This window comes from Cyclobacterium sp. SOCE241, from assembly GCF_056867545.1.
Window position 1 is genome coordinate 3868645 of record NZ_CP149779.1, and the last position, 20885, is coordinate 3889529.

Here is a 20885-nt window from a genome sequence, read left to right on the forward strand (position 1 = left end):
TACAATTTTTTAAACAATCCATTAAGGAATATCAATTCATGAAAAAAACAAAACTTTTTCACCTATCTGCAATTATGCTATTTATTGCTTGTGTAGGAGAAGACGGTCCTCAAGGTATACAAGGAATCAACAGTTTAATAAATATTTCGGATGAAATGAGTGGGAGTAATTGTGTAAATGGTGGTCTCAGAATTGAAGCCGGTTTAGACGACAACTCAAATGGAATACTTGAAAATAACGAAATTCAAAATACAAAATATGTCTGCAATGGGATTAATGGAAGCAATAGTCTCACCTCTGTAATAACTGAACCAAGGGGAGAAAACTGTGAAAATGGTGGTATAAAAATTAATTCCGGGATAGATACTAATAACAATGCCATCTTAGATGATAGCGAGATTATGTCATCTACATTTGTATGTAATGGAATTGATGGTAATACTAGTTTAACCAAAATCACCAATGAAAACTCAGGTTTGAACTGTGAAAATGGAGGGTTAAAAATAGAATATGGACTGGATAAAAACAGTAATGGGGAATTAAATGATAGTGAGGTTCAATACACCACCTATACATGTAATGGTCTAGATGGCAACTTAAGCCTAATTAACATTACTGATGAAAAAGAAGGTATAATGTGTGAGAATGGGGGATTAAAATTGAAGTAGGAATTGACTCAAATAAAAACAATTTATTAGATGATAACGAAATACATACAACAAAATATGTCTGTAGTAAAACAGATGGAGTAATAAATGAAGAAATTAGGTTAAAAGTCGCGGATGGCATAGGTTCAAGTGCCAACACTACAAGCTCCACACCTGTTATAGTTTCGGGAATAACATTTACCAAAAGTAATTTTAAAAATGTAGGGGCTATATTTTTTGAATCCGACCCACATGTTGCTAAAAACAATAATTACGCATTACTAGAATTGTACAACATTACAGATGGTGTTCCAATATCCAATACACTCATTAGGACAAATAATATTTATGATTTAAAGAGAGTCTATCGACGGATAATATTATTGACTATCTTCCAGACCATAAAATTGTTTTGGGAATAAGATTAAGTTCAGAGATTGATGGAGAGTTCTCATCTAGTGGTATCCCCTATTTAATTATAAAAATGGATAATTAAAAAAACTATTTTTCTATATAGGCTATGAGCAATAACTTGTTTTGGTCTTGTCAGGTAATCTCCTCGAATTTACAGATTGGCGTGTGCATATCTGGTTAGGTGCTAACTCCTGTAATTAATCCAAGTCGAGACTTCTTGCTCATAAGCGTGTGTAAGAAGCCTATTTCAGTAACTACAAGGATGTAGGTCGACATGATGATAGCTGTCTAAAAGTAAATAAAAAGTGATTAAATTTATTTGTTCACACAAGTATTAAGTAAATCATAACATATAATAAAAAGAACTGCCTGTAGGTTGATATTATGCTGCAAAGGTTTTACCAATTGATTATAATAAAACAGAAACAGTTTTGCATTTAAAATAATACAACATGAAAAATATAGTCTAACCAAATTTTTCGGAGATAACAACCTTATCAAGCATTTGGTACAATCAATAAGTGATAATTCGGATGAATTATTTGTAAGTGATGCTAATTATAAAAATATTAGGGTAACCCAAACCCCAACCGAAACTCAAACAATTGGGGACAGTTCTGCAAGAAAAGAAGAAAATTTATTGACTGCCTTAAGAAAACTTAAACAGGAAGTGAAAAACAAAATGATTTAATTTGATTATTTTTATAGAAGTATCATCCTTTGGAGAATGGAATAAGCAAAAGCTATAAAAGTTTGATACTGTGATAATTTGAAAAGTCAGTCGTACCCTAATCCTTATAGACATCGAAGAGAATAAGTGGGTTTTAGAATTTGAGCATCAAAAACTAATCATTAATTAAATGGAAAACTTAGTAGGAAACACCATTGGATTGATTCATTTGATTTCTTCTTTAATTGCACTAATATCCGGAGTTCTAGTCTTTATCATGAGAAAAGAAACCAAAAACAAATTGGCTATGCATACCTCTTAATTATGGATTAATTTTTTAAATACCGCCTGATTTATCGACTATTCCATGGCTGAGGAATTTTTCATTAAGCAGTGATCACAAGTTTAGTGACTATAACACTCGGAAAGCTGCCTATAAGGACAAAAATTTTTAAAAGAAATCGAGGCCTATAACACTATTGAAAACATAGTACTAAAAGGTAAAATTTTGAATAGGGAAAACTTATCCGTTAAATGAGAAGAACATTTTTAGTAACCTATTTCCTGATGCCCCCAGCAGCCATTGTGATTAAAAAGATTCTCGATGAAAGCTTTTTCCTAAATCAATCCGGAATGCTCTCGCATAGCTAACTTTCACTTAATAGTTATAATTTGGTATATTCAATAGCAGAATACCTATCCCGGGCGCAAACAATTATTAAAGGAGGGCAGGGGAAACGGAAAAAATCAACTTCAACTCCCTTATAAAGAATCAAGAGCCTAAAACAATTTGAAGCTCCAGCATCCAAAAGTGTAGCTTCCATGGTATCGGTGCACTAATAAAAGAAATATTGGCTGTGAAATGTAAAAATATGATTTTAAGAAATTTGAAATTAGGCGTTTTAATTTTTATAGTAATTCCGGTATTTGGTCAAGAAAATAGGTACAAAGAAATTTTAAAACCTCGCATTGTTGTGCTAACCGATGTTTCCACATGGGAAACCGATGATAGCGAATCCTTGATTAGGCTTCTTGTTCATGCTGATTTATTTGAGATTGAAGGGATAATTTATACTACAGGATGGAGTCATGAGGTTCTGCGCGATGATTTTATTAACTTGATCCATGATGCCATTGATGCCTATGAAAAGGATTTGCCAAATCTCAAAAAACGTTCTAATCAGGTTGCATTTAATAAAGATGAAACCCGACAAATAATTGGGTATTGGCCAAGTCCTGATTATTTAAGGCAACATACAGTTTTTGGTAGCAAACAAAGGGGAATTGATAAAATTGGCATAAACAATATATCTGATGGCAGTAACTTAATTATTAACCTTGCAAATGAAAAAGATAAACGCCCTCTTTGGATCTTGCTTTGGGGAGGCGGAAATACCTTGGCACAATCCATTTGGCAGGTTCAGCAAAACAGCAGCGAAGATGAATTAAAAGCTTTTTTGCACAAAATACCAACTTACGCTATAACTGACCAAGACAGGTCCTACAAGGGGGGACTCCTTTCCAAATAAGTTCGCATCAATGGATGAGAAAAGAATTTGAAAAAGACTTAAAATTTCTTTGGGATGAGTGCGCATGGAAATACCAAAACGGTAACGGAAAAAGAAATTGGGATGAATATGCTCAGCACGTACAAAACCATGGAAATCTCGGAAAATTGTATCCGAAGTATAAATACGGTGTTGAAGGCGATACCCCATCCTTCTTATACCTAATGCCTAATGGCTTAAACGACCCTCTTGTTCCCAATCAAGTCAGTTGGGGAGGTTATTTTGAATGGGGGATTTCACCTGATGATTCTACCTTTGCCTATAATAACCATAAAGGAAAAGCGAAGCAAATTTGCAATAACTATGCGTCTTATTTTTATTCTGCCACTTTTAATAATTTTGCCGCTCGAATGGATTGGGCCTCCGAAGGTAAAGGAAATCGAAACCCAATAATCGCTCTAAATGGAAATGTGGGGATTGATTTAGTTCATATAGAAAAGAAAGTTGAAGAAACTATTGTTCTTGATGCTTCAAAATCTTTAGATCCGGAAAATGACCCACTGGCATTCAAATGGTGGGTAATGTCAGCTGCAAGCACTTATTCGGGCAAGGTCGCCATTGAAAATAAGAATTTAGATAAAATTTTAATTGACTTACCATCTGATTCTGCGGGTAAAACCATTCATATTATTTGCGAAGTAACCGATAAGGGAATGCCATCACTTACAAGTTATCGGCGAATAATAATCACTCCAAAATAATAAATTAGATAGGAAAAGATTACTAATAGTTTTCATTGGTTGAATATCAATGCTCAAGAGCCCGTTATAATATATCTGACCTTCCAGTGGCGGAATATTTAGAATCCGTTACTTAGGAAAGCTAGGGAATTAATCCTTAAACATAAATACTTATATGGACTAAAAACAGACAACCATCTTACTGCAAATCTAACTATACATGGCAATTGAAAAAAATCTAATTAAGTTGTACATGGATGTTTAGAAGGTGGTGTAACCTAACGCCCAAGAAAATTTAATTCCACATGGGTTATTCAATTTGCGGTTTATGTACTTTTATCAGTTGAAAAGGAAAAAATCAAAGAAGGATGGAATTTAATGATTGGGTTATTTAGTTTGATATTTCAAATGATCGATAGCAGCATAGAAAAGTTCGGCAACCAATGGAATTGATTATAAGAAAAGAAAATCCAGAAGACTTTGAAACAGTCTTTAATCTTATTGAAAAAGCATTCAAACAGGTGAAAATAAGCGACCACAGAGAGCAGTTTTTGGTAGAACGATTGAGAAAATCAAAAGCTTTTGTTCCAGAACTTTCAATGGTAGCTGAAATTGAGAAGAAAATTGTTGGCCATATTTTACTGAGCAAATTGAAAATAAAAAATGGGAGAAATAGATTTGACTCTTTAGCTCTTGCCCCCTTTCGGTAATTCCCGAATATCAAAGAAATGGAATTGGTGGACAACTGGTAAGAGAGGCACATAAAAAGGCTAAAGAATTAGGTTTCAAATCGGTTATCTTAATAGGGCATGAAAAATATTATCCAAGATTTGGATACAAACAAGCAGACCATTTTGGAATAAGTTTACCTTTCGAAGTACCAATAGAAAATTGTATGGCCGTTGAATTAATAATGAATGGATTAAAAGATGTAAATGGTCTAGTTCAATACCCAAAAGAGTTTATAGCGTAAAAAAATTATCCTCAATTCTAAGTCAACTGCTATATTACTATCATCTAGCCTGATTTAGACCATAAAATAATAAGTTAAAAAATGAAATTTTCTGTATTTATAGCTACAAGTGTTGATGGGTTTATTGCTAAACCGGATGGAAATGTGGATTGGTTACATACAGCTGGTAATTTGGAAGCTGACATGGGGACAGAAGATATGGGGTTTAAAGCCTATATGAATGCTGTGGATTGTATGATCATGGGACGGAAGTGCATGGAGGTGATTTCCGAAATGAACTTGACTCCTGAGCAATGGTTTTATGGAGACACGCGTATAGTGGTATTAAGTAGCACATTGACAGAACCACCGGAAAACCTCAGAGGAAAAGTAGAAATGTATGCCGGAGATATACATTCTTTGGTCGATAAATTGGAAAAAGAAGGTTACAAACATGCCTATGTAGACGGAGGGAAAACCATTCAGTCGTTTATAAACCTTCAGTTGATCAATGAAATAATCATAACCAAAATTCCTGTTTTATTGGGAGAAGGGATTCCTTTATTTGGAAAAACATTCAAGGACATAAAACTTGAAAAAGCCAGTGCAATTACTTTCCCAAATGATTTTATCCAAGTAAAATATTCGGTGAATTATGAATAGCGAATAAATATAGTTTATGTAAAGAAAGAAAATAATTTCCCAAAAAATCAAGCTTGAGCTAAACGTGAAGAACTTGCTCAAAGCTTCTATTTTTTCAAGGTTCAATCCGCAATGAAAGCATTTCAAAAAAATTCCAAGTCAAAGGAAATTAGCTTTGTAAATTTACCTTTCGCGTAATCAACAAATGCATAAAGACTTAACATCGAAATTGATATAAAACAATGATGCTGCGTTCAATGAAGCGCACAATTTTTTCAAATACCTAGGACATATCCCTTCTTTAAATCGTCAATGGGATGGACTCTACTTCGAAGAATGTAATCTATTGCTGTATTCTACTTGAAGAAACCTTATACAGGTTAACTATACCGAATATTTAAAAATTTGAATTGATATGATGAAATCATTTTTGAAAACTATTGTATTCCTAATAATCATTAGCTGCGAATCTTTAGAAATTGATGACTATGAAGGTCAAGCCGATATAAGTGTTATGTCATTTAATTTACGATACGATGAACCTGAAGATGGAGAGAATCAATGGGACAATAGAAAAGAGGCCTGTGTCTCCATGCTAGAAGAAATTCAGCCATCCATCTTCGGAATTCAAGAAGGTTTACACAACCAGGTAAACTACCTAAATAATAGTTTATTAAACTATGAATACGTAGGAGTTGGTCGTGATGATGGGCATTCATCCGGTGAATATGCGGCCATATTTTACAATTCGGATGATATTGAACTCATTGATAATGGTAATTTCTGGTTAAGTGAAACCACCGATATCCCCTCTTTAGGATGGGATGCAAATAATATAAGAATTTGTTCATGGGCAAAATTCAAGGACATTAATAAAGATAAGATCTTATATCTTTTCAATACACATTTTGACCATTTAGGAAAAGTATCTCAAAGTGAGTCAAGTAAACTTCTCGTTGAAAAAATAAGCGAAATAGCAGAAAGTGATGCTCCAATATTTATTACAGGAGATTTCAATATGCTTATCGGTAATTCAAGAATTTCTCCAATAAAAGAAAGTTATTTTAGTGCACAAAGGTTTGCGAAAAGAAGTGATTATAATAAATCATTTAATGCATTTGGGAGATGGTATTTAAATAGAAATATAGATTTTCTATTCTATAAAAACACAACCGCAGAATCCTACAAAACCATCGTAAAAGATTATGGCGTCCCATTTATATCTGACCATTACCCTATTATTTCTCATTTCAACTATAACTAAAGCATGAAAAAAATATTCGCTATCTTTTTATTGATAATTAGTGTCCATAACCTTAATGCTCAGAGCAAAAATGACTGGCCCACTATTCCCGGATTTACTCCTCCACTACCATCAACTTTAACTAGTCAAGAAACATTTATAGGTGTGATGGGGTTAGCAATCATTTCTTATAGCCTTGAAGAATTTGTTTTTGAAAACCATGAAAATATAAATTATTATCTAGGACGAGCGGGAATGAATAACGAGTATGCCTGGGGGTTAAAAAATGTATGGCACCAAAATATTGGGATTGAACATAGGGTAGCTAGTTGGTTTTCATTATCTGCAGAATTTAATATCCAACAATGGAATGACCAAACCCCTTTATTCATAGCAAAGATAGATTTGGTTTAGGGCTAGGGCTAATGACATATTACCGTTGGTATTTATTTGGCAAAAATCGTATTAGTCCTTATATCGAATATGGGACCGGAATTTTCTCGGGTTTTGAAAAATTCCCTTACAATGGCACCAAATTTACCTTCAACCATTCTACCCAACTGGGTATCGAATATACATTAAAAAATAACAGCAAAATACGCGCCGGTTATGGTAATTTTCATCAATCGAATAATGGGTGGATTGGTGATTCAAATCCAGGCTATGATGGAAATGGATTTAGTATTAGCTATGCTAGCAGATTAAAATAAAATCACTCCAAAGTATAACTCTAACATAGATAGCTAAAAGAAGCTTTTATCCACTCTTTCGACATAAAAAGTTTAGAAGTCTTATTTTCAGTAAATAATATACCAAAGAAATATAGCCAAGCCGCTGTTTACCTATAAAGTGAGCTTAAACTTTAGATGAAAATAGTTATTGTAAAAATAAACAGGTGCTACAGCGGACAGGTGACCACAACACCACGGTTTACTTGGTTTCCCTTTCCACCCACATAGAGGATGTGAAACAATAACCATTGGCAAAAATTATAGTGATTCTCTTGGAGAAACAGGGAGGTTTGGAACAGTATGAGGTAGACGGCAAAGAAATATAAGCCCTCCAACTCATAAAAGTGTAACTTGGACAAAGTCTGTCTATTACCAATGACTCCTCTTTTCTCATCCTGCTAGAAAAACCTATTCAGCAACCTGAGGCTATGCGCAGACCATTTGTAATGAATACAGAGTAGGACTTATACCAAGGATTTGCAGAATTTTGAAAAGCACAATTGGTGGCTGGCTTTGGCCTTAAACAGATGTTTAAACCTTTCAATACCTTCCTATTGTTTTTTCTTTCGAAGCCAATCAGGAATACCTGTAGGCTCAAAAGCTTCCATTTTATCCAGCAAATTCACCGGATCATCTGCCACAATTACATTTTTCAACTGGTCCGGTTTTAAAAAGCCTTGTTCACCAACATGGGCCAAAAATCCAGTAATTTGTCGTAATAGCCGGACACATTGTATAAGGCAAGTGGTTTTTGGATGTACATTAGCTGGTTGAGCGTCATGACTTCAAACAATTCCTCCAATGTGCCTATGCCCCCGGCATCGCAATAAAGCCATCCCCTTTTTCGGCCATAAGCCATTTTCTATCCCTCATTGTTTCCACTACAATTAAATCTGTACAACCTTGATGGGCCACTTCAATGTCAACAAGTTTTTGAGGAATTATACCATACACAGGACTTTTAGAGGCAAGCATCTCATCGGCAATAATCCCCATAAGCCCAACCTTTCCTGCACCGTAAACTAGCCCAATTTCCCTTTTTATCATCTCTTTGGCCAGGGCTTTGGCTTGGTCTGAATATTCTTGTAGAATTCCCTTGTTTGATCCACAATAGACTGTGATGTTTTTTAATGGAAACATATTTATTAACTGATTTTGGAATTGAGGGTAAGGCTAGAATTTCTACTACCTATTTCCCTTATTTTTTTCTTTATACGCTTGATTAAATTTTCAGCTTCAACCCGATGCTTTGTCTCCTCCAAATATAACCTCCTATTCTCTAAAAATTGTTTTTGATAGCCCTTATAACGGAAATGCCGGAAAGAAATTGATTTTGGGTTTAAATTAAATTAACCTCTTATTAACTTAATAATTGGCTCATTTTGGATAAAAAAAGGTCCTAAAAAATTCTTTTCAATCAAAAAAGTAGGTTTATGGGAAGATTTATGGAAAAGCTAAAGTAATTTTACATCATGAAAATCTGCTTTGCGACAAATAATTCGAAAAAATTAAAGGAAGTAAGGGCTGCTTTGGGGGAAGAATTCGAGATTGTCTCTCTCAAGGAAATCGGGTGTAATGAGGAATTACCTGAAACCGGTGACAAGCTAGAAGACAATGCTTTTCAAAAAGCCCGTTACGTCAAAACCCATTATGGGGTAGACTGCTTCGCAGATGATACCGGTCTGGAAGTAGAGGCTCTAGATGGTGCCCCGGGTGTTTTTTCCGGCAGATATGCAGGAGAACCAAGAAGCGATGAGCGAAATGTCGATCTTTTATTAGAAAATATGCGAGGCAAGGAAGAGCGAAATGCAGCTTTTAGTACCATTATTGCTTTGATAATCGGCGAAAATGAGTGGGCATTTGAAGGGAAGGCAGAAGGAGAATTGCTTGACAAACGATCCGGAGAAGGTGGTTTTGGGTATGACCCTATCTTTAGGCCCCTGGGTTATAAAAAAACCTTTGCGGAATTAAGCATGGAGGAAAAAACACCATCAGCCACAGAGGAAAGGCAGTAAAGCTGCTGGCCTCTTTTCTAAAAGAGAAAGCTTAGGAGCTGCTTGACATTGTTAGACCCACCTAATTACCGATTTATGACCAAACCATTCATCATAGGAATCACCGGAGGAAGTGCTTCAGGAAAAACCCACTTTTTAGACAAGCTTTTGCATTCTTTTGAGCCGGGTCAAGTTTGCTTGATCTCTCAAGACAACTATTATAAACCCAGGCATCAACAGCCGATGGATGATCGGGGTATTCATAATTTCGACACCCCCAATTCCATTGATTTCGAGCAATATGCAGATGATATTCGAAAAATTCAGGAGGGTCATACCATAAACCGGCAGGAATACACCTTTAACAATCCCAATAAGAAGCCAAAAATGCTAACCTTTTCTCCGGCACCTGTGGTGGTAGTTGAAGGGATTTTTGTGCTATATTACCCTGAGTTGGCAAATTTATTGGATCTAAAGGTCTATATAGACGCCAAAGATCATATCAAACTAAAAAGAAGAATTGTAAGAGATAAAGTAGAACGAGGGTATGACCTCGACGATGTACTGTATCGCTATGAGCGACATGTCATGCCTACTTACGAAAAGTACATTGCCCCCTTCAAACAAGATGCAGATCTAATTGTTCCCAATAACAGTGATTTTGATAAGGCTTTAGATGTAATCAAAACCTTTTTACGGTCCAAAATAGGAGACTACAAGTCCTGATTCTTTGCTTCAATCTCGAATTTTAAGTGTCAAAGTAGACCTGCATTTCTACAACCTCCTTTTAACCAAACATAATCAACTGTATTACAGCGCCTTTCGAAGAAAAAATTAAAAAGGACAGCTTAACAGGAATTGAAAAACTTTTTTATATTTGCAACCCATGAAACTGAAGAGGAAAAATAAAGGATTGATGCGCGAAAGGCTAACATTACTGATTGTAATGCTTTTCTGCGTATTTGTTTCCAGTTCGGAGATTGTTGTCAGCCTTGACAGCCAAGACAAGTCACTCGAAGTCAAATTGGATCTTTCCTCCACAAACGATGAAAGCCCGGCAGAGGACAACCAAACCTTTATCCATTCGAATATTGATGCAGTTGTGCCTTTCGTACTGTATGCATTTGATTTCATTTACCATTTTATTTATGAAATCATTGTCGCAGCGCTGCCCCAAACCAATTTCATATTAGGTACTGACCTCGAATACAATCAATTATTCAAAATACTTTTTGAACAGATTATTTCTGTCAATGCCCCCTGAGTAAGCCCCTGCTCACTACTTTCATTTGTTACCAAAATTGAATCATGGGTTCAAATGAAAAATTCTACAACTGAAATCAAATACAACATTTAATAGTTAATCAACAATCATGAAAAACAAAGGGATAATCGTTTTTTTTACGGTGGTCATTACAGCCCTATGTCTGTATTATTTATCATTTACATTGGTATCAAACAATGTACATGAGAAAGCCACTACTTATGCAACTGATGCCTCAGGCAACGTAGATTTTGACAAGAGACAAACCTATCTTGACTCTGTTTGGAGAGAGCCTGTATATAATTTTCTAGGCATCCCATTTACCTACCAAGAAGTAAAAAACACTGAACTGGGCTTAGGATTGGACCTTCAGGGTGGTATGCATGTTACATTGGAGGTATCTCCGGTGGAAATTGTAAAAGGACTAGCAGGAGGCAGCAAGGATCAGGTCTTCAACGAAGCCGTGGAAGAAGCAAAAGAGCGTTCTAAGACGGTTAATGATAAATTTGTAAACATTTTTTATCAAGCATGGCAAGAAAAAGCAGGCGACAAAGCCCTGAATACAATTTTTGCTACTGCAGCCAATAGAGGTAGAATTTCCTTAGAAACTTCCGATGCCGAAATTTTAAGCATCATTGATACTGAAGTAGAAAATGCCATCGACCGATCTTTCAATATCCTAAGAACTAGAATTGATCGCTTTGGAACTTCTCAGCCAAACATCCAAAGAATTCAGAACACAGGTAGAATTCAAATAGAACTTCCTGGTGTGGACAATGCAGAAAGAGTAAGAAACCTTCTTCAAGGTGTGGCCAAATTACAATTCTGGCAAGTCGCCGAAATCGATGAGTTTGGTGATGCCCTACAACAAGTAAATGCATTCCTTGTGGAGGAAGCCAAAAACCAAAAGGCATCAAGCCCCGCTGCGGAAACAACGACTTCTTCAGATACTACTGATTTGGAAAGCGACCTTGCCAAGCAACTGGCTGAAGGCGCCACAGATGCCGATTCATTAGGGACTGAAGCCTCTCCAATTTTTGCATTGTTGAAAGCAAATTATGGACTTGTTTATGAATTAAGAGATACCATTGCCATCAACAGGGTTTTAAATAGAGAAGATGTAAAAGCCTTGTTACCAAGAGACGTGAAGTTTATGTGGTCTGTTAAGCCTCAGGTGCAAGACGGAATGGACTTGCTGGAATTGCATGCCATCAAAGCCCCTCGTGGAACAGATCAAGCTCCTTTAGAAGGAGACGTTATTACAGATGCCAGACAATCATTGGATCAAACTTCAAGACCTGCTGTAAGTATGCAAATGAATGCTGAAGGAGCAAGGAGATGGAGAAAATTGACGGCTGAAAATATAGGTAAAAGAATTGCAGTTGTGTTAGATAATTATGTTTACACTGCACCTACAGTACAGGGAGAAATTCCTTCAGGACAATCTGAAATTACCGGGAATTTTACTATGGAAGAAGCCAAGGATTTGGCCAATATATTGAAATCCGGTACGTTGCCTGCTCCTACAAATATTGTGGAAGAAGCCATTGTAGGACCTACTTTGGGTGTTGAAGCTAGAAATCAAGGCATCAACTCAATGGTTGCAGGTCTTGTATTGGTAGTTTTATTTATGATCGCATATTATTCTAAAGGCGGTTTTGTTGCCATCGCAGCTTTATTGTTCAATATATTCTTTATTCTTGGTATCCTTGCTCAGTTAGGAGCAGCCTTAACCCTACCGGGTATTGCCGGTATTGTTCTTACCATTGGTATGTCCATTGATGCCAACGTGCTTATTTTCGAAAGAATTAAAGAAGAGCTGAAAAATGGGGCCGGCATTTTGCAAGCAATTAGCAGTGGTTATGACAAAGCATTCAGTGCCATTCTGGATTCAAACGTAACCACCTTCCTTACAGGTGCCATACTTTATGCATTGGGTCAAGGTCCGGTTAAAGGGTTTGCGATTGTATTGATGATAGGTATCGCCTCATCATTCTTCTCTGCTGTGTTTATCACCAGAGTGATTGTTTATTGGATGAGTAAAAAAGGCGAGAAGAGCAATATTTCTTTCGCCACGCCATTTGCTAAAAACTTATTCAGTGACCTTAACATAGACTTTTTAGGAAAGCGTAAGGTAGCTTATTTGATCTCTACAGGTATTATTGTAATTGGGATGATTCTGGCCTTAACCTCAGGTATCAAATTTGGTGTTGATTTCACAGGTGGTAGATATTATGTCGTTGAATTTAGCGAATCAGTTCCTGCTTCTGAATTAAAAGTAGGACTAGATAGTGAATTTGATGGTGCTGTAGAAGTCAAAACCTACGGTGCAAACAATGTACTAAAAGTAACCACTTCCTATTTGGTAAACGAAGACAATGATGAAGCCAACAGAGAAGTTGAAGACAAGGTTAGGAACGGAATAGCTGCAGTAACCGGATTTAGTTACCTGGAAGATGCCACCAAACTTTCCGGCAATGATTTCTCAATCACCGGGTCAAATAAGGTAGGTGCAACAGTGGCAGATGATATCAAAAACTCCTCTTTAGAGGCGATGTTCTTTTCCCTATAGCCATTTTCCTTTATATCTTATTGAGGTTTAGAAAATGGCAATTCTCACTTGCTTCGATTATCGCTTTGATTCATGATACCTTTTTCGTTATTGCCGCATTCGCAATTGCAAGTGCTTTTGGGGCAACTTTCGAAATCGACCAAGTATTCATTGCCGCCGTGTTGACAGTAATTGGTTATTCGATAAATGATACTGTAATTGTGTTTGATAGGATAAGGGAGAATATTGCTAATCGAGGTACAAATAAAATTGTCAAGATGTTCAATGATGCAATTAACCAAACCATGGCCAGAACTCTTATAACATCAGCAACTACATTAATTGTTGTACTTGTCTTGTTGATATTTGGTGGAGAAGTGTTAAGAGGATTCTCTTTCGCCTTGTTGATAGGTGTATTGGTAGGTACCTACTCTTCCATTTATATCGCCACTCCGGTGGTTGTGGATTTAATGAAAAAAGAGATTGAAAGTGAAAGTGAAGTTCCGGTGAAATAAGCCGAATACCCCACTTTTTTACACAAAAGAGCCATTCTTTAAGTAGAATGGCTCTTTTTCTTTATAAATGCAGATTAAATACCCTGAACACGGTATTGATTGAAGTTTTAGTTATTGATACCTTGCATACATATCATGTTGTCTTATGCAAATGTCATTCTATTCCATCGCATTAATCCTTGGGATTCTATTTGCCACACTTTATTTGTTTTTGGGCTTCCATCCTAAAGAATATAGAAAGATAAACTTTCTGGTATTATTTATTCTATTTACAGAATTACTTTCCGTAATCATATGGTCCAATTCCAATAAAGGCGGTAATGAAAACCTCTTGTTATACAATCTGTTATATGTATATGTAAGGCCTACAGCCATGTTGGTGCTGTTTAGCCAGCTACCCTTCAGTTGTCAACTTCAAAAAACAGTATTCCCCACCATCCTGGGCTTCTTGCTAATAGGGGGTAATCAGCACCTTTCTCCAACCCTTAAACGGAGCCATACAATCATATAGCTACTTACTGGGGCATGCATTGGTGCTTGCCTACAGTGTGATATTTTTTAAAGACATATTGAAGCAAAGCAAGTTTAGAGACATCAATCTGTTGTCATTGCCTTATTTTTGGATGGCCTCCCTGATTTTATTTTCCTACGGTGAAAGATACATATTCTTTATTTTGACCTATTATTACCCTTCTATAGGTGATTATAGCATGGGGCATGTTTTTATATGGGTTCAATTCTTGGCGGGTTTAATGTACTTATCATTAGGGCTTTCCTTTTTCGCACCCAGGGTTTTCAATAGATACTATACCTAATAAATGGCGGCTTTTGAAAATATAGTTTTTAATTTATAACCTTTAAATGTAAATTTAAACTTTAATCAAAAAACGCATTGTATGTCCTATCTATTCACTTCGGAATCTGTCTCCGAAGGTCATCCAGATAAAATATCTGATCAAATATCAGATGCAATTATTGATAATTTTCTGGCTTTCGATCCAAATGCTAAAGTAGCCTGTGAAACCCTTGTTACCACAGGTCAGGTAATTCTTGCAGGAGAGGTCAATTCATCTACTTATCTAGATGTGCAAAAAATTGCCAGAGATGTCATCAACAGGGTGGGATACACTAAAAGTGAGTACATGTTTGATGGCAGCTCCTGTGGTGTTCTTTCCGCCATTCATGAGCAATCTCCTGATATTAACCAAGGTGTAGACAGGAGTGAACCTGAGGAACAAGGTGCAGGAGACCAAGGGATGATGTTTGGCTATGCGACCAAGGAAACCAGCAATTTTATCCCCCTGGGACTTGATTTATCTCATAGGTTATTGAAGGAACTGGCAGCATTGAGAAGAGAAAATGACCAAATCACTTATCTGCGTCCCGATTCTAAAGCTCAAGTGACCATCCAATACAGCGATGACAATACCCCGGAAAAAATTGTTGCCATTGTAGTATCCACACAACATGACGAATTTGATGAGGAGCAGGCCATGCTCGAGAAAATCAAAAAAGACATTGTAGAAATATTGATCCCGAGGGTAAAAGCTCAACTTCCGGAAAACATCCAAAATCTCTTTAATGATGACATCCTTTACCATATCAATCCTACAGGTAAATTTGTAATTGGAGGCCCTCATGGAGATACTGGACTAACAGGAAGAAAAATCATTGTAGATACTTACGGAGGAAAAGGAGCCCATGGAGGAGGTGCTTTTTCCGGCAAAGATCCTTCAAAAGTTGACAGATCTGCAGCCTATGCCACTCGACATATTGCAAAAATTTGGTGGCCGCAGGCATTTCCGATGAAGTATTGGTACAAGTTTCTTATGCCATTGGCGTAGCCAAGCCTATGGGACTCTATGTCAACACCTATGGAACAGCCAATGTAGATTTAACCGATGGGGAAATTGCCAAAAAAATAGAGAAATTATTCGATATGAGGCCTTATGCCATCGAGAACAGGCTGAAATTGAGAAACCCTATCTATGAAGAAACAGCAGCTTACGGACATATGGGAAGAGAAAATGAAGTGATAACCAAGACGTTTATAGCTCCTGATAAAGCTTCTATAACTTTAGATGTGGAACTATTTACTTGGGAAAAACTAGATTATATTGACCAAATTAAAAAAGAATTTGGTCTGTAAACCATTGTTTCAATAGGATTTAAAAAGGCAGCCTCACAGCTGCTTTTTTGCCCCTTTATGCATAAATCCTCCCTTATTGGTGTATATCTTCAAAATTATTACCGTGCATCTAAGAGGATTTTTTTGTGATTGGTTTAATCTTTTCATCTCAAGAAAGTCATGCTTTTTGAATGCGCTGTCAAGGCATACCTAAGAAGTGTTAAAAAGTAACGAAGGGACCGAAAAGTAACAGAGGGACCGATTCAGCATAAATATCATAACAATAGAAAACCTATTGCCGATTTCAATTTGAATGGGTTGGCGGGATAATTGCTTTAATACAACCAAGGGTAGATAGAGCCTTACGTTGATTTATTGACCTCCTAAGTTTAATAGACAATGCACAACACAATTGCTATTAAATCATTCCGGCAAGGCATTAATTATAGTGTAATTAACTTAAATGCATTAATTGCGTAGATATTAAATGCGGTTAAAATGGTTAATTCTTTTCAAGCAATAGCTCAAAAAAGCTTAGTGCTATCGATAATACTATTCCTCGGGCAAGCTTTATACCTTCAAAACCACTAAGTTAACGAAGAATAAATCCTTGAACCCGGTGGACTGGCCTGTTTAATTTAATACCAAAGCTATGAAAAACAATTCCCAAATATTTCTAGAGAGTAGTCTCCACCTCTTTACTTATTACAAAAACTTAGGGGAGAAGGCACTTCTACAAATACCGGACGACAAGCTTCATTGGCAATTCAACGAAGACAGTAATAGTGCCGCAACCATTGTGAAACATTTGTCCGGCAATATGGTATCCAGATGGACTGATTTTTTGAGTTCAGATGGTGAGAAATCTTGGCGCAACCGAGACGCCGAATTTGAAAATGACTTGCACTCTCGAGAAGAAATAATGGAAGCTTGGAAACTTGGCTGGGACAGCCTTTTTCAAGCCATGGAAAAATGTGATGAAAATGATTTTGAGAAGAAAGTATACATCAGAAATCAATCCCATCATTTAATAGAAGCCATCAATAGGCAACTTACCCATTATGCCACCCATATCGGCCAACTAATCTACCTTGCCAAAATGCTTCATCAAGGTACATGGAAAAGCCTCAGCATTCCCAAAGGAGCTTCTCGTTCATTCAATAAGGAAAAGTTTGATCAACCAAAAAACGATGGGAAGTTTACCAATGATTACTTACAATAAACCAAGATGTAAACATGTCAATCAATAAGGAGTACATAGACCAACAATATGAAGCCATTGCTGAAAAAGAGCTTCAAGCCTGGTTGGAAAAACAACATCAAAGCCCTTCCATTTTAAACCGGATGACCAGTGGGACCCAAAGATCTATCAATAAAATTATACCTGATAAAATTCATCAAGCAGTCACATACGCCATTGAAAAAATGGTAAAAGGAGTATTAATTGGCAATCAGTTTATTGCACCTAAACCATTACAGCAGGGTCCGCTAAGAATGAAGGAATATAAGGCCAGAAAAAGCATTAAAACTTATACAAGAACTGCCTCTGTAGAAGGAGCAATTACAGGAGCCGGAGGTATATTGATGGGGTTTGCCGATCTTCCTGCCTTTTTAGCAATTAAAATGAAAATGCTATTCAATATAGCAGCAGCTTTTGGTCATGACACCAAGGATCTCAGAGAGAGATTGTTTGTACTATATATCTTTAAGCTTAGCTTTTCTACTCAGAAAACACGAAACGAAACCATAAGTATCCTTGAAAATTGGTCCAGTTTCTCACCAACCTTACCGGACAATTTAGATGACTTTGATTGGAGACAATTTCAGTTGGAGTATAGAGACTTTATGGATCTTGCAAAGCTGGCTCAAATGATACCGGTAATTGGTGCAGGCATAGGTGCAATCGCGAATTTTAAGCTGAGTCAAATGCTGGGGAAAAATGCCATCCTAGCTTACCGCTTAAGGCACCTTCAAGAATTGAAAACAGTCTCCGGTAATCTTCCTATATCCAAATAATTTGTAATCGATTTTATGTATTTGGTTCGATGAGAATATTATTAGCTATTTCGGGCTTTGTTTTATTGTTTAAGATATATGCGTTTCCCTTTTTTTGCACTTTCTTTGGCCGCATCTAATATTTCCACCACCACTAAATTGTTTTCCATCGAGGATAAATCTTTAGCAGATACTTGGATTTCCCCTCGCACCACAGCTGCTAAATAAGCAAAAGGGTCATTAAAAGGATTGGTTCTTTTGGCCAAGGTCTCTACTTTTTCTTGATTCTGTCCTTCAGTTCTACTCAACAATCTAGTACTGTTTTTTGCCACCATATATCCAGTCTTTCCATATACCTCCATGTCCTTCCTGCTAAAGGGCCAGTTCCAAGAAGCCTGAATTACTCCTTGTGCGTTGGGATATTCCAATAAAATGGTTGCTTCATCATCCACCTTAGGATAAATATTAGGCTTGATCTGTTTTAACTCAGCTGTAACCGATATGGGCTTCACCCCATCCATTAGCCAAGTCATCAAATTGGCTCCATAGCAACCAAAATCAATGACTGCTCCTCCACCATTTAATACCGGATCCGTAAGCCAATCTAAGAATTCTTGATTGACCCCAATTTCCATAGGCCCCTCATGGCCATCATTGACAATCACCCTTCTAACTGCACCTATCTCCTCTGCTTTCAGTCGCTTTTTCAGTTCATGATTACTTGCATACCAGGTAGTTTCATAATTGGTCAATAAATGAATCTGATGCTTTTTAGCCAATTCCGCCATCTCATTGGCATGTTCCATACTTACTGCCAATGGCTTCTCTACCATGACGTGTATTCCTCGGGGTGCACACGCCTGTACTACCGCTAAATGCTCATATATAGAACCAAATGCGGTGACAGCTTCAGGCTTAACCGCAGCAAATAGAGACTCCATATCCGGATAAAGCAACTGCTTGTCTATGCCATATTGCGCCATAAGGCGATGGGCCAAATCGTCGTTAGGTTCCACAATTCCTACGATCTCTACATCCCCAACATCTTCCCTACCAAGGATCCAGTGTACATGGGAATGGGTAAGGCCCACCACAGCAATTTTCACAGCTGACTGAGCAAATAGAAGTTGAAAAGGTACCACCATTAGTGCGGCAAAAAATGTAAGGATAGATGTTTTCATGGCTATTTATTTTTAAATGAGTCAATCAAATTGTGGAAAAAACCATCCGAATTGCGTTTTCTTTTCATCCTGGCCTTCTGTCTCCTTTTCTTATTTTGTTTATTCCCCTTCACCAAGACAGATCTCACAGAAATCCCTACTTGCCCACTATACCATGGCTGCCTTCCAACTATATTGACATTTGGTTTATAATCTACAGAGAAATTTACCCCTAACAAAGTTAGCTCTACACCAGCAATAAAATCCACACCCAAGGTATTATTGCCATAGGTTCGTATAATTTGCATGTTTTCGCTTACTTTTTCCCGGCTTTCTTCTCTTCCTACGGAGGCTCCAGCCCCGTAATAATAGTTTAGCCGCTTGGACAGCAGAGGGCGGTGCCTTTCCAGTAAAGCATGAATGGTGGTATTGTAACTAAAATCTGACTGGACAATTCCCTCCAAGGTCACTCCTTTCTTGAGCCGCTGCTGAAGGGTAAAACCCGCATCCTTCCTTGATCATTGTTTCCTAACCTTAAGCCTGCACTGGTTCCGTAACTCTGCCCGTAAGTCAAGCCATAGCATCCCAACAATAATAAGGTAAGTACCGCTGTTAAAGTGTATTTTAGCATCGCTATAAATTAAATATCAGGAATATATACCAAAAAGCCCGCCATAATTCTAAAATAATCAAGAAATTTTCCCGCCCCTGTTCATTTAAGGGAATAAGTTATGGAAACCAAAACACACGAATTTTTAAGCCTACTATTTTACCATGAATTTTCTTTTCTTATAGATTCAAGGCTTTCCAACCATAAAACATTAAATCTCCTAAGTTTTTAATCAAAAACCTTTCGAATAAGTAGGATTTTCAGCCTTGTCTTGTGATAATGTATCAATAAATAATTAAATTTAAGTTTAACAATGGAGCCTGAGTTATGAAATCAATTCTTTTAATTATTTGTTTTGCCATTTGTACTACGGTTTTTTCACAGGAACTGGAGGGTTCTTGGATTTTAACCCATCAAAATGGTGTTGCCATTACCGACCAAGAGTATATTAAAATATACCAAGATGGCTATTTTGCTTTTGGAGCAAAAGAGGTAAAAGGAATAAATTTCTTTATGCCGGAGGAGGTGAATATAATTTAGAAGGAAATGTCTATGAGGAGCACCTTGATTTTTTGACACTAGACCCTGAACAAATAGGAACTACTAATAAATATACATTAGATTTTGCCAATGATCGACTGGTTATTTCCACCAAAATTAAAGGCGAAGACCTTATAGAGATATGGGAAAGACTTTCTCAGGAGGAAGACGACCTCACAAGGAATTGGGTAATTACCGGAAGAAAGCGTGGAGATAAAATATCTGAAATGACTCCGGGGGCAAGAAGAACGGTTAAGATTTTGAGTGGAGGTAGATTTCAGTGGATTGCTTTTAACTCTGAGACAAAAGCATTTAGTGGCACCGGAGGAGGAGAATATGAAGCAAAGGATGGGAAATACATTGAAAAAATCACCTTTTTCTCTAAAGATGATAGTCGAGTAGGGGCGCAGTTGGAGTTCGATTACGAAGTAATTGATGGCAAATGGCACCACAGTGGCTTGAGTTCAAAGGGTGACCCTATTTATGAAATTTGGTCTCCTTATGAAGAGGCCTATAAAAAGAAAGGCAATTAAGGCTTGAAATAATAGTTAAGGTTTTGTGATAGGGTTGATTCCTTTGAT

The 20885-nt window shown here is 36.9% G+C and carries 21 protein-coding genes and 4 pseudogenes; 21 read left to right on the forward strand and 4 right to left on the reverse strand.

Annotated features, from left to right (window positions below):
• Window positions 1-38: 38 nt before the first annotated feature.
• The 12 genes from WG932_RS19290 (at window position 39) to WG932_RS19345 (ending at window position 7526) form a co-directional block, all read left to right on the forward strand.
• Entirely contained in the window at window positions 39-668 is a 630-nt protein-coding gene (locus WG932_RS19290; RefSeq protein ID WP_483085067.1) for a DUF7151 family protein, read from the forward strand.
• 2 nt (window positions 669-670) lie between these two features.
• Complete coding sequence (locus tag WG932_RS19295; protein WP_483088690.1) at window positions 671-1069, forward strand: hypothetical protein; 399 nt, start codon at window positions 671-673, stop codon at window positions 1067-1069.
• Window positions 1070-1566: 497 nt separating this feature from the next.
• A complete protein-coding gene (locus WG932_RS19300; RefSeq protein ID WP_149394798.1) occupies window positions 1567-1752 on the forward strand; it encodes a hypothetical protein in 186 nt (61 codons plus the stop codon).
• 169 nt (window positions 1753-1921) lie between these two features.
• Window positions 1922-2053: a hypothetical protein gene (locus tag WG932_RS19305; RefSeq protein WP_262895858.1), complete on the forward strand. Its 132-nt coding sequence runs from the start codon at window positions 1922-1924 to the stop codon at window positions 2051-2053.
• Window positions 2054-2603: 550 nt separating this feature from the next.
• Window positions 2604-3260 (forward strand): DUF1593 domain-containing protein, encoded by a 657-nt coding sequence (locus WG932_RS19310; protein WP_483085068.1) that lies wholly within the window; start codon window positions 2604-2606, stop codon window positions 3258-3260.
• 14 nt (window positions 3261-3274) lie between these two features.
• The gene (locus WG932_RS19315) at window positions 3275-4000 is read left to right on the forward strand and encodes a nucleoside hydrolase-like domain-containing protein (RefSeq protein WP_483085069.1); all 726 of its coding nucleotides are present in this window, start codon (window positions 3275-3277) and stop codon (window positions 3998-4000) included.
• 422 nt (window positions 4001-4422) lie between these two features.
• Complete coding sequence (locus WG932_RS19320) at window positions 4423-4689, forward strand: GNAT family N-acetyltransferase (RefSeq protein ID WP_483085070.1); 267 nt, start codon at window positions 4423-4425, stop codon at window positions 4687-4689.
• A 35-nt stretch (window positions 4690-4724) separates the two neighbouring features.
• A complete protein-coding gene (locus tag WG932_RS19325; protein WP_483088691.1) occupies window positions 4725-4952 on the forward strand; it encodes a hypothetical protein in 228 nt (75 codons plus the stop codon).
• Window positions 4953-5033: 81 nt separating this feature from the next.
• A complete protein-coding gene (locus WG932_RS19330) occupies window positions 5034-5594 on the forward strand; it encodes a dihydrofolate reductase family protein (protein ID WP_339680275.1) in 561 nt (186 codons plus the stop codon).
• A gap of 394 nt (window positions 5595-5988) precedes the next feature.
• On the forward strand, window positions 5989-6837 hold the full coding sequence (locus WG932_RS19335; RefSeq protein ID WP_483085071.1) for an endonuclease/exonuclease/phosphatase family protein: 849 nt from the start codon (window positions 5989-5991) through the stop codon (window positions 6835-6837).
• A 3-nt stretch (window positions 6838-6840) separates the two neighbouring features.
• On the forward strand, window positions 6841-7230 hold the full coding sequence (locus tag WG932_RS19340) for a hypothetical protein (protein WP_483085072.1): 390 nt from the start codon (window positions 6841-6843) through the stop codon (window positions 7228-7230).
• Window positions 7231-7241: 11 nt separating this feature from the next.
• Window positions 7242-7526 carry an acyloxyacyl hydrolase gene (locus WG932_RS19345; RefSeq protein ID WP_483085073.1) on the forward strand — a complete coding sequence of 95 codons (285 nt, stop codon included), beginning with the start codon at window positions 7242-7244 and terminating at the stop codon, window positions 7524-7526.
• A gap of 688 nt (window positions 7527-8214) precedes the next feature.
• On the opposite strand, the pseudogene WG932_RS19350 reads toward WG932_RS19345, so the two are convergent.
• Window positions 8215-8687 (reverse strand): annotated as a pseudogene (locus WG932_RS19350) (LOG family protein).
• 332 nt (window positions 8688-9019) lie between these two features.
• Here WG932_RS19350 and WG932_RS19355 point away from each other — a divergent pair.
• The 7 genes and pseudogenes from WG932_RS19355 (at window position 9020) to WG932_RS19385 (ending at window position 18015) form a co-directional block, all read left to right on the forward strand.
• Window positions 9020-9597: pseudogene (locus WG932_RS19355) on the forward strand (non-canonical purine NTP diphosphatase).
• A gap of 40 nt (window positions 9598-9637) precedes the next feature.
• Complete coding sequence (gene udk, locus WG932_RS19360) at window positions 9638-10267, forward strand: uridine kinase (RefSeq protein ID WP_149394802.1); 630 nt, start codon at window positions 9638-9640, stop codon at window positions 10265-10267.
• 160 nt (window positions 10268-10427) lie between these two features.
• A complete protein-coding gene (locus WG932_RS19365) occupies window positions 10428-10805 on the forward strand; it encodes a hypothetical protein (RefSeq protein ID WP_483085074.1) in 378 nt (125 codons plus the stop codon).
• A gap of 109 nt (window positions 10806-10914) precedes the next feature.
• Window positions 10915-13871 (forward strand): annotated as a pseudogene (secDF, locus tag WG932_RS19370) (protein translocase subunit SecDF).
• Window positions 13872-14767: 896 nt separating this feature from the next.
• Window positions 14768-16020: pseudogene (gene metK, locus WG932_RS19375) on the forward strand (methionine adenosyltransferase).
• A 631-nt stretch (window positions 16021-16651) separates the two neighbouring features.
• Complete coding sequence (locus WG932_RS19380; protein WP_483085075.1) at window positions 16652-17221, forward strand: DUF1572 family protein; 570 nt, start codon at window positions 16652-16654, stop codon at window positions 17219-17221.
• A gap of 14 nt (window positions 17222-17235) precedes the next feature.
• Window positions 17236-18015, forward strand: coding sequence for an EcsC family protein (locus tag WG932_RS19385; RefSeq protein ID WP_149394806.1), 780 nt, complete (start codon window positions 17236-17238; stop codon window positions 18013-18015).
• A 62-nt stretch (window positions 18016-18077) separates the two neighbouring features.
• Here the strand turns inward: WG932_RS19385 and WG932_RS19390 are convergent, their stop codons facing one another.
• The 3 genes from WG932_RS19390 to WG932_RS19400 are packed head-to-tail and all read right to left on the reverse strand — an operon-like array spanning window position 18078 to window position 19785.
• Window positions 18078-19175, reverse strand: a complete 1098-nt coding sequence (locus tag WG932_RS19390) for a Gfo/Idh/MocA family protein (protein ID WP_483085076.1) — start codon at window positions 19173-19175, stop codon at window positions 18078-18080.
• A gap of 2 nt (window positions 19176-19177) precedes the next feature.
• On the reverse strand, window positions 19178-19618 hold the full coding sequence (locus tag WG932_RS19395) for a hypothetical protein (RefSeq protein ID WP_483085077.1): 441 nt from the start codon (window positions 19616-19618) through the stop codon (window positions 19178-19180).
• 2 nt (window positions 19619-19620) lie between these two features.
• Entirely contained in the window at window positions 19621-19785 is a 165-nt protein-coding gene (locus WG932_RS19400; RefSeq protein ID WP_483085078.1) for a hypothetical protein, read from the reverse strand.
• 306 nt (window positions 19786-20091) lie between these two features.
• On the opposite strand from WG932_RS19400, the gene WG932_RS19405 reads away from it, so the two are divergent.
• Both WG932_RS19405 and WG932_RS19410 read left to right on the forward strand, forming a co-directional pair.
• Entirely contained in the window at window positions 20092-20304 is a 213-nt protein-coding gene (locus WG932_RS19405; RefSeq protein ID WP_483085079.1) for a hypothetical protein, read from the forward strand.
• A 32-nt stretch (window positions 20305-20336) separates the two neighbouring features.
• Window positions 20337-20837 (forward strand): hypothetical protein, encoded by a 501-nt coding sequence (locus tag WG932_RS19410; protein ID WP_483085080.1) that lies wholly within the window; start codon window positions 20337-20339, stop codon window positions 20835-20837.
• Window positions 20838-20885 lie beyond the last annotated feature (48 nt).

Coding starts and splice junctions, on each gene's coding strand:
- WG932_RS19390 (WP_483085076.1), bottom strand. CDS start 19,175: ATGAAAACATCTATCCTTACATTTTTTGCCGCACTAATGGTGGTACCT.
- WG932_RS19400 (WP_483085078.1), bottom strand. CDS start 19,785: ATGCTAAAATACACTTTAACAGCGGTACTTACCTTATTATTGTTGGGA.
- WG932_RS19320 (WP_483085070.1), top strand. CDS start 4,423: ATGGAATTGATTATAAGAAAAGAAAATCCAGAAGACTTTGAAACAGTC.
- WG932_RS19405 (WP_483085079.1), top strand. CDS start 20,092: ATGAAATCAATTCTTTTAATTATTTGTTTTGCCATTTGTACTACGGTT.
- WG932_RS19345 (WP_483085073.1), top strand. CDS start 7,242: ATGACATATTACCGTTGGTATTTATTTGGCAAAAATCGTATTAGTCCT.
- WG932_RS19340 (WP_483085072.1), top strand. CDS start 6,841: ATGAAAAAAATATTCGCTATCTTTTTATTGATAATTAGTGTCCATAAC.
- WG932_RS19380 (WP_483085075.1), top strand. CDS start 16,652: ATGAAAAACAATTCCCAAATATTTCTAGAGAGTAGTCTCCACCTCTTT.
- WG932_RS19290 (WP_483085067.1), top strand. CDS start 39: ATGAAAAAAACAAAACTTTTTCACCTATCTGCAATTATGCTATTTATT.
- WG932_RS19310 (WP_483085068.1), top strand. CDS start 2,604: ATGATTTTAAGAAATTTGAAATTAGGCGTTTTAATTTTTATAGTAATT.
- WG932_RS19330 (WP_339680275.1), top strand. CDS start 5,034: ATGAAATTTTCTGTATTTATAGCTACAAGTGTTGATGGGTTTATTGCT.
- WG932_RS19315 (WP_483085069.1), top strand. CDS start 3,275: ATGAGAAAAGAATTTGAAAAAGACTTAAAATTTCTTTGGGATGAGTGC.
- WG932_RS19385 (WP_149394806.1), top strand. CDS start 17,236: ATGTCAATCAATAAGGAGTACATAGACCAACAATATGAAGCCATTGCT.
- WG932_RS19305 (WP_262895858.1), top strand. CDS start 1,922: ATGGAAAACTTAGTAGGAAACACCATTGGATTGATTCATTTGATTTCT.
- udk (WP_149394802.1), top strand. CDS start 9,638: ATGACCAAACCATTCATCATAGGAATCACCGGAGGAAGTGCTTCAGGA.
- WG932_RS19335 (WP_483085071.1), top strand. CDS start 5,989: ATGATGAAATCATTTTTGAAAACTATTGTATTCCTAATAATCATTAGC.
- WG932_RS19365 (WP_483085074.1), top strand. CDS start 10,428: ATGAAACTGAAGAGGAAAAATAAAGGATTGATGCGCGAAAGGCTAACA.